Genomic DNA, 13,879 nt, shown 5'->3' with positions numbered 1-13,879 from the left:
GTCGCACTCAGCGGGATGCCGCAATCTGACATCAGCGCGGCAGGTCCAATCGGTACACCTTGGAAGCAGTGCCATAGAACATGGCAGCGCGCTCATCGGCGGACATCGCTAGGGTGGCAAGTTTGAAAGCGTTCCATAGCTCCGTGTAACCGCAAGACTGCTTGTCAACCGGAAAGTTGCTCTCAAACATGCATCGATCGGGGCCGAATGAATCGATGCAGACATCAATCAGCGGTTGCCAAGCTTGTGCCAAATCGGTTGAGCTGGCAGGTCTCGCCCCGTGCTCAAAGCCGAAGCCGAAGACTGGCATTCCCATCCCGCCGACTTTCACATAGACATTAGGCCGCCGAGCCAACTCCTGAAGGTCCGTCTGCCATCTTGAAACCACCTCGTTACGCTTTGCCCTGAACTCACCTACACCAATCAACCCACCGACATGGTCGAGCACGAAAGTGATTCCAGGAAACTGGTCAACCACTTCAAGAACCTCCTGCAACTGATTCTGGTACACCCAAACATCAAAGCTGAGTCCATAGCGCTCCAGTTGCGCAAGGCCAGTGCGGAATGCGTTGTCTTGCAGCAAGTGTTTCGTGGGCATTTCCTTGATGAAGCGCCCAACCAGACCGTCGTCGCGCGCAGTCATATGCCGCACACCCCTGAGCCTGCCTTGTGCTGCGGCGAGATGAGCTTCCAGGACTTCTGTGACCTCGCGCCCCGACGACAAATCGGCGTGTGCGACGATGCCGGCAGCTATCTGGCATGCACCGTCCGCTGTATGTACCGGCGTGGCCGCCTGCTCGACAATCATCTCGACTTCACCTACAGGCCGAAGGGGTTCACTACCAGTCTTTTTCCAACCCGATCGATAGGCCTCCACATAGACGGTGCCGACAATACGATGGCCACTCGAAAGATCCTGATCGAGATCGATGCGTCTGTAGTAGTGCCTATCTGTCACCTCGCCATACAAGTGGTGATGCGCGTCGACAATCGGCAGATCAGGCTCCAGCGCAGTCTCGCTCGGACTTCCCTCAAACCATCGCTGAAGGTCCGCGGTACTGCGCGGCATGCTGCCCTGATACGTTGTTAGGTCTTCTTCACTCACAGTCCCCTCCTTTCGGATTCCGGCTGGCAACGCGATGGGCGAAAGCTACGCGCGACGCGTCAACCAGTGCTGACGGCTTGCTCCCAACCAAGTAAGCAACTTTTCCTTGGTTCGTAAATACGATCATATGTTCGTATATGAGTTTTCTAGCGTAGAGGCGCGCTCCGCGCCATGTCAAGAAGCTTTGCTTGTCAGCGCTGAAATCGGAGGGTTATCCCTAGGGAAAGCTTGCGCGTGACTGCGCTCGCCCAGGTTGCGTCGCACCGGGTTTTCCCCCAACGCACTGGCATCTTATTGACAGTCAACGAGCTATGACTTTAACTTCCGCAGACGTTATACCGAACTCATGTTCCGTATTACGAACTAGAAAGGGCGACACCCGCGCGCGCACCCACGGCACACCTTGGATGGCCACACGTTCAGGCGAGCGCGCCCCGTTTCCAGGGTCATGGCGGTCACGCGGATAAGAGAAAACGTATCAAAGGAGACATTGCAACCATGCGTTCCCTGCACTCACGTGCCGCCAAGCGGCGATTGACTGCTGTTCCCCGCCCGCTCTTCAGTCCACGCCTTTCTGCCTGGCATGCGGCAGTAACGCTGTTCCTTGCGACGAGTGCATCACTGGCCTGGTCACAGCCCAGCAACGCCTTCAAGATCGGCATTCTTAATGACGCCTCCGGCCCGTACACTGACCTGTCAGGCCCAGGTTCAGTCGTCGCTGCAAAGATGGCAATCAGCGACTTTGGCGGGAAGGTTCTCGGTCGACCGATTGAACTTCTGGAAGGCGACCATCTGAACAAGTCCGATACCGCGCTGACGATTGCGCGGCAATGGTATGACAGCGGCGCGCGCGCAATCTTCGACATCGGCGTCGCCCCGGTGGCCATTGCGATGCAGGATCTTGCCAAGCAAAAGAATCGCATTGCGATCTTTACCAGTTCAGGGAGTTCCGATCTCACTGGCAAGTATTGCTCGCCAAACGGGATCCAATGGGTCTACAACACTTATCCTCAGGTACGCGCCTCGACCCGCGGCGTGCTCGATTCCGGCGGAAAGAATTGGTACTTCATTACCGTCGACTACACCTACGGCAAGAGCGTGCAAAGCGATGCCACTAAGATGCTGCAAGCGGATGGAGGGCGAGTCATTGGCGCCACCACTCATGCCTTGGCCGCCTCGGACTTTTCGTCGCAGCTATTGCAGGCGCAGGCTTCCGGCGCACAGGTCATCGGGCTCGCCACCACCAGCGTCCAGACCTCCGGGATGATCAAGCAAGCTGACGAGTTTGGTCTGCGGGCAAAAGGGCGGAGGTTGGCTCCGCTAAGTCTCCAGCTCTATGACGTCAAGGCACTGGGCTTAAAGGCCGCGCAGGACCTGCTCGTGGGCGAAGCCTACTACTGGGACCAGACCGACGACACCCGCAAATTCGCCATGCGTTTCAAAGAACACCTTGGCAAGAACCGGATGCCGAACATGAGCCAGGCGGGAACGTACGGTGCGGTGCTCCATTACCTCAAGGCAGTCGCCGCCGCGGGAACCGACGACACCGCGGCTGTCCTCGCCAAAATGAAGAGCATGCCGATCAATGATTTCATGACCAAGAATGGGTCGATTCGTGAAGACGGCCAGGTCATGCGCGACTTCTACATCTTCCGCGTTAAGAAGCCCGCCGAATCGAAGGGCGAATGGGATCTGTACGCGCCCGTCGCTACCCTGCCCCGCGACATCGCGCAACGACCGGCGGACAAGAACGTCTGCAACCTCGTGAAATGACCGGCACCGCCATGAGCGATACAGACTTTGTGATCGAGGCGCGTGGCTTGTCGCGGAAGTTCGCCGACTTCATGGCCGTCAGCAATGTCGACCTGAAGGTCAAACGTGGGCATATCCATGCCCTGATCGGCCCCAATGGGGCCGGCAAGACTACCTGCTTTAACCTGCTGACCAAATCGATCGAACCTACCGCCGGGCGCATTCTTTATAATCGGCGGGACATCACCGGCATGACGCCGGCGCAAGTCGCCCAGCTTGGCATGGTCCGCAGCTTCCAGATATCGGCTGTGTTCCCGACGCTGAGCGTGCTCGACAACATCCGCGTAGCACTGCAGCGTGCCTCTGGCACTTCCTTCCGCTTCTGGCGTTCGGACCAGTCACTCGATGTTTTGAATGTGCGAGCCTATGCGCTGCTGCAGGATGTTGGCCTGACAGACAAGGCGGTTGCCATTGCGGGCGATCTTTCGTACGGCCGCAAGCGCGCGCTCGAGATTGCGACGACGCTCGCGCTCGAGCCAGAATTCCTGCTCCTCGATGAGCCGACTGCAGGCATGGGACTAGAGGATGTAGCCGCCACCGCCGCCCTTATCCGCCGCGTGGCGCGTACACGAACCGTGCTGATGGTGGAACATAACCTGGGCGTGGTGGCCGAGCTCGCCGACCGCATCACCGTACTGGCCGGTGGCAAGGTACTGGTGGAGGGCAGCTATGCCGAGATCTCCGGGGATGCCCGTGTCCAGGAGGCCTATATCGGCAGGAGGGCAAAAGCGTGACTTCTTTCTCCAGCGCCCCCATCGAGATCCGCGATCTGCACGGATACTACGGTCCCTCACATGTATTGCATGGGGTCACTCTGACGGTGCCCGCGGGCCAAGTGGTAACAATGCTTGGCCGCAACGGCGCCGGCAAGACCACAACCATGCGGGCAATCATGGGACTGCTGCAACGGCGCAGTGGCTCCATACAAGTAAATGCGACCGAAACCATCGGATTGAAGCCGGAGTGCATTGCCCCGCTTGGTATCGCCTACTGCCCCGAAGAGCGCGGCATCTTCCCGTCGCTGAGCGTGTGCGAGAACCTGTTGCTGCCGCCCGTGTTGCAACAGGGCGGACTCAGCACCAGCGAGGTACTGAACTTCTTCCCCAGGCTTGCGGAGCGCGCGCGCAGCCCCGGGACAACTTTATCAGGCGGGGAACAGCAAATGCTGGCCATCGCACGAATCCTGCGCACCGGCTGCCGCACGCTGTTGTTCGACGAGCCGACCGAGGGTCTGGCGCCGGTCATCGTGGAACACATCGGCACCGTCATGCGCGAGCTCAAGCAGCGCGGCTACACCATCCTGCTGGTCGAGCAGAACCTTGATTTCGCCATGACACTGGCCGACCACCATTACGTGGTCGAACACGGGCGGGTGGTGGACCAGTTGAGCAATGAGGAATTGTGCGCGAAGCCCGACCGGCTACAGGCTTACCTGGGCGTGTAGACAAAGGAACATGACATGACGGAACTATTTGGAATACCCTTGCAGGCCCTGCTGAGCCAGCTCGTACTAGGCCTCATCAATGGCGCCTTCTATGCGCTGATGAGCCTGGGACTGACAGTCATCTTCGGAATGCTGCGCGTCATCAATTTCACGCACGGCGCGCAATTTGCGCTGGGAGCATTCGGCGCCTGGATACTGCTTTCGTGGCTGGGCGTCCCATACTGGGCAGCCCTATTGCTGGTGCCGCTGATGATCGGCCTTGCCTCGATGGCTTTCGAGCGCACGCTGCTGCGACGGCTATACAGTATGGACCACCTCTATCAGCTGCTCCTGACCTACGGGCTGGCCCTGATCATCGAAGGGCTCCTGTCGGTTGCATACGGCTCCTCCGGCATGCCTTATGACAATCCCCTGCCGGGCGGCATCGACCTGGGATTCATGTTCCTGCCTTACTACCGCGCATGGGTCCTCAGTACCTCGCTGGTGCTTTGCCTGGGCACCTGGTACGCGATCGAGCGAACCAGCCTGGGCGCACGCTTGCGTGCAGCAACGGACAATCGCGAGCTGGTACGTGCCTTTGGTATCAACGTTCCCCGGCTCATGACGCTCACATACGGTATCGGTGTGGCGCTGGCAGCCATAGCCGGCGTGCTGGCCGCGCCGATGGATCAGGTCAGGCCGGCGATGGGATCCGGCCTTGTCATCACGGTGTTTGCCGTCGTAGTAATCGGCGGAATGGGGTCCATCCTGGGCTCGGTGGTCACAGGCTTTACGCTCGGCCTTTTGGAAAGCCTGACCAAAGTCTACTTTCCGTCGCTGTCGAGCGTGGTGATCTTCATGATCATGGTCGCCGTGATCCTGCTCAAGCCGAACGGCCTGTTCGGCCGACAGTCTTGACCGCCTTAAATTCCGAAGGTTATCCATGCCGCGACTCTTTACCTCCAAGACGGCGTTCGCTGGCCTCTTCCTGCTGCTGGCACTCGCACCGCTCACGCTCTACCCTGTCTTCCTGACCAAGCTGCTGTGCTTCGCACTGTTTGCCGTCGCCTTCAACCTGCTGTTCGGCCAGACCGGCCTGCTGTCGTTCGGCCACGCGCTGTTCTTCGGCGGTGCCGCCTATGTCACGGGCTACGCACTGAAGGTCTGGTTGCTGCCCACCGAAGTGGCGATCCTCCTCGGCGTGGGATTTGCGGCGGTCGCCGGCCTTGTGGTTGGCGCCCTGTCCATTCAGCGCCAGGGCCTCTACTTCTCCATGATCACGCTAGCCCTTGCACAGATGTTCTACTACGCATGCGTCGCCGCGCCGATGACAGGCGGCGATGACGGGTTGTCCAGCATACCGCGCGGCCGCGTGCTCGGCTGGTTCGACCTGGCGGATGACAAGAACCTCTACTACTTTGTGCTGATCGTATTCGCGTTGGCTTTCATGCTGGTCTACCGCATCACGCACTCACCATACGGCCAGGTGTTACGTGCGATCCGCGACAACGAGGCGCGTGCGGTATCGCTGGGCTATGCGGTCAGGCGCTACAAGCTGCTCGCCTTCGTGCAATCCGCGGCCCTCGCCGGCCTCGCCGGATCGCTTAAGGTGCTCGTGTTTCAGGTGGCAACGCTGGTAGACGTCAACTGGTCCACCTCGGGCGATGTCATTCTCATGTCCCTGGTAGGTGGGATCAACACTGCCCTGGGGCCGCTGGCAGGTGCCGGTATCGTGCTGTCCCTGCAGACGCACTTGCAGGGCTATGCCCAGTGGATGCCGGTCATTCAGGGCACCGTCTTCGTTCTGGTGGTAACGCTGCTGCCGCGCGGGATTGTCGGGGAGTTTGCCGGCCGGCTCGCCCGGCGGAACCGCACTGATGTGGCCGCGCCGGCAACGCCTGCCCACGCCGATGGCGTCAGCAACGCACGAGACAGCTCCGCAACCTAAAGGCGGGTTCGCCGCCGGCCACGGGCGCGTGCGCGGCATCACTGATTCCGGACAACGACAGCCGGCGACGCCGTCGGGACCCTTATCGATCGCCCGCCTGGGCCGTGGAAGTAAGGGGCTCCGGCAAGTCATCGCCCAGCCCGAGCACTTCGGGAGGGATCGCAAGTTCCCCGCCGACAATCCGTCGTGCCGCGACACCTTCCTCTGCAATGCCTTCAGGGTCTGCACCGGGACTTCTCGGCCAGTGAGCGACGAGACCGCTCCATTGCGCCGCTGCCACGCCTACCCGCTGCCTGGACTGGCTCAGCGTGTCAAGGCGCCGCCCGCTCTGACCCCGCGGGACAGCTAGCCCTCACCGTGATCTGCCTCTGTCCCTGGCGGTGGTAAAGAAAGAAGGCGCGACATGCAAGAGTCGCGCCTTCTTCGTCCGGCCTGATTGTCGCCAAGCCGGTGCCGTTACCGCGGGTGTCAGAACCGGTGACGAATGCCGATAGCCGTCCCGAACTGGTTGTTACGCCCCTGCGCCAGGAAGTAACCGGAGGCGAATCCAGTCGGCGAGGCATCGAAGTTCAGCCCGGAGTTCTTCACGTACGCCATCGTCAGGTACACATCGGTGCGCTTCGAGAATGAATAATCGGCGAGGAAGCTTACCTGCCATGGGTTCGCCGGATTTGTTGCCGCCGTCGCGGTTCCAACGCGCAGAACCTTGAGATTGTCGTAGTAGTAGCCAAGCTTGAGCACAAGCGCAGATGTCACATCGTAATTCGCCCCCACCCAGTACAGGTCATCGCGGAGGAAGGTATTACCGGTCGAACTTACGGTGTCTGCCCACCGGTACCCGGCGACCAGTTTGGCTGCTCCGATCTTATAACTGACCGCTGCCCCCGCTTTCTTCGCGCGCCCGGGATTGCCAACCGTCACGGCAGGATTCCACTGGTCGTAGGTTGCGGTTACGCCAAACGGACCTGACGCATAGATCAGGGTTGCGCCATATGCTGTGTTATCCCGGAAGTTCCCGGGCGATTCGCCACTGCCGCCACCGGCCAGGGGCACGACGCCAAGGGTACCCTGTCCCGCGCCGAAGCTATAGTGAGCATATGTACTCAACGGCCCAAACGTGCCCGAATATTTGATGGTGTTGTCTTGCCGGAAGGATCCCAACAGGTAGGTCGAGGGCTCGTACAGCGGAGCATAGCCCAGCGGCGTGAAGTTCGAGAAAGCATCGTAGATCGCTGCATACTGTCGCCCGAATGACAACGTGCCATAAGTCCCATGCTGCAGGCCTACCGCCGCTTGGCGACCGAACAGCCGCCCGCCCTGGGACGACTTGCCGTCGTCCGCGCTAAAGCCGCTTTCGAGCGTGAATACCGCATTCAATCCGTTCCCCAGAGATTCGGTACCGCGCATCCCCCAACGGGAACCGGACAGGCCACCGCCGCTAACCATCGCGAATCGATTGCCGCCTGGCCGCTGCGTGATTTCCCCTGTCGATGTATTAATCGTGGGCGCACCGCTCGCCACGTGAGTGGCGAACTCGATCGGTGTATCGACAACACCATACAGCGTTACGCTCTGCGCATTCGCAGCGCCCGAAGCCGCGCTGAGCGCCGCCAACACTACGCTAACCTTCTTCATGCTTCTTGTCTCCTCCTGGTCTGCTTAAAACTTAACGAGCTTTCGCCTCGTCCCTACGGCCCTACTAGCTTCTCCACACCAACCACCTGCCGCGCTTCACCAAGCGCATGCCTCAGGTAGCGCTCCGTTCCTTTTTACGAACTCGTGATCGTATGTGCGAACCATAGATCAGAGATGCCTCCAAGTCAATCGAGTTATCCCGCATGGACCTTCATTAAAACGAGCGACATTTGGGCCCACGGCCGCGTACCAGACAGTCAGCGTTGCAGGAAAGACTTGACACGCCGCTCCAGCACGCTACAGTTCGCCGATATGTCCTTGTGTTCTTATATCCGAACTAAATTGCAGCGATGGCCTTTCGATGGGCTGCCGCTCGGTCCGGATGGGAAGCCCCATGCATGACTTGAAAACGACGCGCGTCCCGCATCCCCATCGAACCGTGGATCGCGTCACGCGCATCCTCGAGGAAGTTCTCTACAACCCGGGCCTGGCACTGGCCGATCTGGTTCGCGTCATGGATGCGCCCAAGAGTTCGGTGCACGGCTTCTTGCGTGGTCTCTTGGCAAAGGGGTGGCTGTACGAGGAGCAGCACCGCTTTTACCTTGGTCCTGCGGTCTATGGATTAACCCTGGCAAGCGGTAATGTGCGCGCCGGCCTGGTGACGCAAAGCGACCTGCTTGCCCTGCACGAGCAGGCGGGCGCGGCAGTGTTTCTCGGGGTGCACGCCGGAGACGACCTTATCTATGTGGCGGATGCTGGAAGCGACCACATCGTAGGGTTCGAGGCCAGGACCAGCATTCGCCGCAGGCTGCTGGTCACGGCGGGCGGGAAGGCATTGCTGGCCACCCGCTCAGACGCGGAGCTCGATGCATATCTGCGTCGTCGCCAACTAGAGGAAAGACCTCTGGTTGAGGCATTTCTTTCAGAGCGCGACGATATCCGGAAGAAGCGAATCGCCATCAACATCCGCGAAAGCGGCTCCCGCTTCGCCATCGCAACGACCATCCCAAACCGGGATGGTCAGCCCGCGGCCGCGCTTACGATTGTGGGCCGCTCACGCGAGATGCAGCCGCGCCAGCGGGAGCTTGAGGCATTGTTGATCGATTGTGTCGACGCCTGGGCAAGCCGTACCGGCGTGGCGCGAGAAGCAATCTGAAACGCCGCACGGTTCCAGCCAGCCAGTCAGACCTCACCCCCCCAGCGTTATAGCGGCAACGGCACTGTCGCTCAAAAAACACCCGACGATGTCCATGACCTCTCCCGGGTTCATCGCAGCTCCAGCCTGACCTAGTTCCGAGCGCGCCAGACCCCGAATACGAATAGCTTTTCAAATACCTACAGGAGAAACCGATGACTTACCGCGCGCCGCTGAAGGAGATGCTGTTCGCGCTCAACGAGCTAGCGGGCCTCGCAAACATTTGCCAGCTTTCAGCCTACGAGGAAGCCACACCGGACGTGGCGCAAGCCGTGCTTGAAGAAGCCGCCAAGTTCAATGAGCGGATCGTCGCACCGCTTGATCGTGCCGGCGACCTGGACCCCAGCAGCTGGAAGGACGGCGTGGTCACCACCACGCCTGGCTTCAGGGAAGCCTTCCGACAGTTCGGCGAAGGCGGTTGGCAGGGCGTGCTGCACCCGCAGGATTACGGCGGCCAGGGCCTGCCCAAGCTGATTGCCACCGCCTGCAACGAGATGCTGCACAGTGCCAACCTTTCTTTCGCGCTGTGTCCCATGCTGACCGACGGCGCCATCGAGGCGCTGCTGACTGCCGGCTCAAATGAGCAGAAGGCTACCTTCCTGCCGAAGCTGATCTCGGGCGAATGGACCGGCACCATGAACCTGACCGAGCCGCAGGCCGGCTCCGACCTGGCCGCGGTGCGCACCCGCGCCGAGCCTCAGGGCGACGGTACCTTCAAGCTGTTCGGCACCAAGATCTTCATCACCTACGGCGAGCACGACATGGCGAAGAACATCGTCCATCTCGTGCTGGCGCGCACGCCCACTGCGCCTGAGGGCGTCAAGGGCATCTCGCTGTTCATCGTGCCGAAGTTCATGGTCAACGCGGACGGCAGCCCGGGCGAGCGCAACGACGTGCACTGCGTGTCGATCGAGCACAAGCTGGGCATCAAGGCCAGCCCGACCGCGGTGCTGCAGTTCGGCGACCATGGCGGCGCCATTGGCACGCTGGTCGGCGAAGAGAACCGCGGCCTCGAGTACATGTTCATCATGATGAACTCGGCGCGCTTCTCGGTCGGCATGCAGGGCGTGGCGGTGTCCGAGCGCGCCTACCAGCAGGCCGTGGCCTATGCGCGCGAACGCGTGCAGAGCCGCCCGGTCGATGGCTCGGCGCGCGAGGCGGTCACCATCATTCACCACCCCGACGTCAAGCGCATGCTGATGACGATGCGCGCGCTGACCGAGGGCGCACGCGCCGTTGCCTACGTGGCCACGGCCGCCAGCGACGCGGCGCACCAGCATCCCGACGAGGCCGTGCGCCAGCAGAACCAGGCCTTCTATGAATTCCTGGTGCCGGTGGTGAAGGGCTGGAGCACCGAGCTGTCGATCGATGTCACCAGCCTGGGCGTGCAGGTGCACGGCGGCATGGGCTTTATCGAGGAAACCGGCGCGGCGCAGCACTATCGCGACGCCCGCATCCTGCCGATCTACGAAGGCACCACCACGATCCAGGCCAACGACCTGGTCGGCCGCAAGACCGTGCGCGACGGCGGCGCCGTGGCGCGCGCGATCTGCGCGCAGATCGCCGAGACCGAGGCCGCGCTGGGCAAGCACAGCTGCGCCGGGTTCACCGCGGTGCAGGCACAGCTGGCCAAGGGCCGCGCGGCGCTGGAAGACGTGGTGGCGTTTGTCGTGGCCAATGCCAAGTTGGACCCGAACGCCGTGTTTGCCGGCAGCGTGCCTTACCTGAAGCTGTGGGGCATCGTGTTTTCTGGCTGGCAGTTTGGCCGTGCCATGCTGGCGGCCGATGCGAAGCGTGCCGAGGATCCAAACTTCTACGCTGCCAAGATCGCCACTGCGCATTTCTTTGCGCAGCACATCCTGTCACAGGTATCGGCGTTGCGTACCGCGATTGTCGGTGGCTCAACCCTGATGCTCGCCCTCCCGGAAGATCTGTACTGATCATTGCTCCGGCGGGACTTTGGCGGCCCTTGAGCCGCTTCTTTTTTCTTCAGGAACGGCCCGCGCTTCGCGACAAAGAAACGGTGTCGTCCGGCAGATGTCGTGACGCCTTGGGGTAAAGCGGGACACATGCTCGCTGACTGGATTCCTGCGCAGCGGCCTCAGCTAATCGACCCCGTGCCAGCCTTGTAAAGTGATTCTTGTGTCACTTTATTTGGATCGTATATCCGCTGAAGGTATCGTAAATGCGAACGATGTTAAGCGAAAGTACCGCTAGCGCCATCGCTTTCCCATCGGCTCCGCGAAAACCCTAATGCCGAAATTTCTCCAAGCCTCGTACTCTATCGTATATACGATCTGACGTTCGTAATTAGGAACCAAAGGAGCAGACATGACTGATACAGCCAACATTACTAAGGAACTTGCCAAGGGCAAGTTCACCGACAAGATGCTTGACGACATGCGGGCTCTGATCGGCACCCAGCTGCGTACCGAGGCCTGCCTGAATAACGAGTACGCGACGCGGCTGGCGATCCTGCGCTTCTGCGAGGGCATTGGCGACGACAATCCGCTGTGGACGGACGCCGAATACGCGGCCAAGTCGCCGCTCGGCACACTGGTCGCGCCGCCCAGCTTCATCTTTGCCTGCCTCGGCTCGGTTCAGGTCGGCTGGCCTGGCCTCGGCGGTTTCCACTGCGAGACCAAGCTTACGTTCGACCGATACATCCGCGTGGGCGACAAAATCACCGCCAAGGTGACGTTCGACGGCTTTGACGGCCCCACTGACGACAGCAACTTCGGCGGCCGACGCATCAAGGACTATTTGCGCCAGGAGTATCGCAATCAAGACGACGAGTTGGTGGCCACCTTCATCTGCTCGCGCATGCGCTTCGAGCGCGGCGAGATGCAAAAGCGCGCGGCGACCCGCACCATCACCGTGCCTCACCCCTGGACCGAAGCGGAGATCGCCGCCATCGAAGAGCAGATCCTGGCCGAGAATCCCCGCGGCGCAACGCCGCGCTATTGGGATGATGTGCAGGCAGGCGACGAGATCGATGTCATCACCAAGGGGCCGCTCGGGCTGACCGACTTCATCGCTTTTATCGCCGCCGGCGCCGCGCCGATTCCCCGGGTTTCGGCCCATGGGGTCGCGCTCAGGCGCTATCGCAAGCATCCGAAGTGGGCGTTCCGGGACCCGAAGACGCATGCGCTGGAGCCTGTCTACTCGGTTCACTACAACGACTACGCGGCGCAACTGCAGGGCGCGCAGATTGCATATGACGTCGGCATCCAGCGCACCAGCTGGCAGACCCACTCGCTGACCCACTGGATGGGCGACGCAGGCTTCCTGAAGGCTTCCACCTCGCAGTACCGCGCGCACGTGTACCTCGGCGATGTGGTCCGCCTCGGCGGCCGCGTGGAGGCCAAAGAGATCGACGCCGATGGCCAGCACGTCGTGCGGCTGACGACCTGGGCCTACAACCAGCGCGAGCAGAACGTGATGCCTGGCACTGCCGTGATCGTGCTGCCGGTTCGCGGCGCCGCGGAAAAGGCCTGATGGGCATGCGCCACAACAACCTGAACACGGAACAGAAGGCAACCATGGAAACGCAACAGCAAACAGAAGCATTGCCGCTCACGGGCGTGCGTGTACTCGACCTTGGTCACGTATTTCAAGGGCCGTACGCCACCTTTCTGATGGCAATGGCGGGGGCCGAAGTGATCAAGATCGAGCCGCCCCATGGGGATATGTCACGCAATCGCGGGCGTGACGGCGACTATCCGTTCCGCGCCCTCAACGGCTGCAAGCGGGGGATCGTTCTGAACCTGAAGACCGAGCGCGGCCGCGAGCTGCTGCTGGAACTTGCCCGTTCCGCGGACGTGCTGGTGGAGAACTTTGCACCGGGCGTGATGCCGCGGCTGGGACTGGGCGCCGACGTGCTGCAAGAGGTCAACCCACGGCTGATCTACGCCTCAGCTTCCGGCTTCGGCCGTACCGGCCCCTATGCCGACAAGCTCGCCCTCGACCTGACGATCCAGGCGATGAGCGGGATGATGAGTACAACCGGCGAAAAGGGCGGACGGCCACTGAAGGCAGGCGTCCCGGTGGCGGACTTCATGTCCGGCGCTACCCTCTACGGCGCTATTGTCACGGCGCTGTTCGAGCGCGAGCGCACCGGACGCGGCCGGGCGCTGGAAGTATCGATGCTGGAATCGCTGTTCGCCACGCTACTGCCGTCCGCAGGACATGTCTACGCGAGCAACAAGGTGCCGCAACGCACCGGAAACCGCCACGTCGCCGACTCCTACGTGCCCTTCGACACCTTCGAGGCCTCGGACGGCTGGGTGGCCATCGTGGCCGCCACCGACGAGCACTGGCTGAACCTGACGGAAGCCATGGACCGCCCAGATCTGCGCGACGACCCGCACCTGCGCAAGCTGGCTGGCCGTATCGAACGTATTGACGAGCTCACCGAGGAGATCGCCAAGTGGGCGGGCGAGCATACCCGCGACCAGGTCACGGAACTCCTGCAGAAGCACCATGTACCGTCAGCGCCGCTGCGCTACGTCAACGAGGTGCTGGCCGACCCCCACCTGCGCGCACGCGGCTTCCTGACCGACCACGAGACCGGGAACGGCACGGTCGCGCTGCCCAACAGCCCCATTCGCTACCAGGGCTCGGAGCTGCGGCCGCTAAGCGCGCCGCCGACGCTGGGGCAGCATACGGACGATGTGCTGGCTGAACTGTGCGGTCTGGATGCAGACCAGCTTGCGCAACTGCGGCGCGACGGCGTGACCGTCTGATCGAGGAGCAGTGCAC

General features: G+C 61.5%; 11 protein-coding genes. 9 read left to right on the top strand and 2 right to left on the bottom strand.

From position 1 onward, the window contains the following. Positions 1-31 precede the first annotated feature (31 nt). Positions 32-1,105 (bottom strand): amidohydrolase family protein, encoded by a 1,074-nt coding sequence (locus K307_RS44885; RefSeq protein WP_080745193.1) that lies wholly within the window; start codon positions 1,103-1,105, stop codon positions 32-34. Between the two features lie 498 nt (positions 1,106-1,603). Between K307_RS44885 and K307_RS23565 the strand changes: the two genes are divergently transcribed. Genes K307_RS23565 through K307_RS23545 form a run of 5 tightly spaced genes read left to right on the top strand, consistent with a single transcriptional unit; the run spans position 1,604 to position 6,288 of the window. Beyond that, on the top strand, positions 1,604-2,878 hold the full coding sequence (locus K307_RS23565; RefSeq protein ID WP_080745192.1) for an ABC transporter substrate-binding protein: 1,275 nt from the start codon (positions 1,604-1,606) through the stop codon (positions 2,876-2,878). An 11-nt stretch (positions 2,879-2,889) separates the two neighbouring features. Beyond that, the gene (locus K307_RS23560; RefSeq protein ID WP_155301271.1) at positions 2,890-3,651 is read left to right on the top strand and encodes an ABC transporter ATP-binding protein; all 762 of its coding nucleotides are present in this window, start codon (positions 2,890-2,892) and stop codon (positions 3,649-3,651) included. After that, entirely contained in the window at positions 3,648-4,361 is a 714-nt protein-coding gene (locus tag K307_RS23555) for an ABC transporter ATP-binding protein (RefSeq protein ID WP_080745191.1), read from the top strand. The genes K307_RS23560 and K307_RS23555 overlap by 4 nt, the downstream gene beginning before the upstream one ends. 15 nt (positions 4,362-4,376) lie before the next feature. Next, a complete protein-coding gene (locus K307_RS23550) occupies positions 4,377-5,258 on the top strand; it encodes a branched-chain amino acid ABC transporter permease (RefSeq protein WP_042883189.1) in 882 nt (293 codons plus the stop codon). A 25-nt stretch (positions 5,259-5,283) separates the two neighbouring features. Further along, positions 5,284-6,288, top strand: a complete 1,005-nt coding sequence (locus K307_RS23545) for a branched-chain amino acid ABC transporter permease (RefSeq protein ID WP_063771715.1) — start codon at positions 5,284-5,286, stop codon at positions 6,286-6,288. A 468-nt stretch (positions 6,289-6,756) separates the two neighbouring features. Here the strand turns inward: K307_RS23545 and K307_RS23540 are convergent, their stop codons facing one another. Next, on the bottom strand, positions 6,757-7,923 hold the full coding sequence (locus K307_RS23540) for a porin (RefSeq protein ID WP_042883188.1): 1,167 nt from the start codon (positions 7,921-7,923) through the stop codon (positions 6,757-6,759). A 394-nt stretch (positions 7,924-8,317) separates the two neighbouring features. Between K307_RS23540 and K307_RS23535 the strand changes: the two genes are divergently transcribed. The 4 genes from K307_RS23535 (at position 8,318) to K307_RS23520 (ending at position 13,863) form a co-directional block, all read left to right on the top strand. After that, positions 8,318-9,079 carry an IclR family transcriptional regulator gene (locus K307_RS23535; protein ID WP_051975163.1) on the top strand — a complete coding sequence of 254 codons (762 nt, stop codon included), beginning with the start codon at positions 8,318-8,320 and terminating at the stop codon, positions 9,077-9,079. 194 nt (positions 9,080-9,273) lie between these two features. After that, positions 9,274-11,058 carry an acyl-CoA dehydrogenase gene (locus tag K307_RS23530; protein ID WP_042883187.1) on the top strand — a complete coding sequence of 595 codons (1,785 nt, stop codon included), beginning with the start codon at positions 9,274-9,276 and terminating at the stop codon, positions 11,056-11,058. 391 nt (positions 11,059-11,449) lie between these two features. Beyond that, positions 11,450-12,616, top strand: a complete 1,167-nt coding sequence (locus tag K307_RS23525) for an FAS1-like dehydratase domain-containing protein (protein ID WP_042883185.1) — start codon at positions 11,450-11,452, stop codon at positions 12,614-12,616. After that, entirely contained in the window at positions 12,616-13,863 is a 1,248-nt protein-coding gene (locus K307_RS23520; protein ID WP_051975133.1) for a CaiB/BaiF CoA transferase family protein, read from the top strand. The genes K307_RS23525 and K307_RS23520 overlap by 1 nt, the downstream gene beginning before the upstream one ends. Positions 13,864-13,879: the final 16 nt, after the last annotated feature.

Origin of the sequence: Cupriavidus necator A5-1, assembly GCF_000744095.1 — a bacterium.
GTDB classification, from domain to species: Bacteria; Pseudomonadota; Gammaproteobacteria; order Burkholderiales; family Burkholderiaceae; genus Cupriavidus; species Cupriavidus necator_A.
This window is presented reverse-complemented; position numbering and strand designations above follow the sequence as displayed.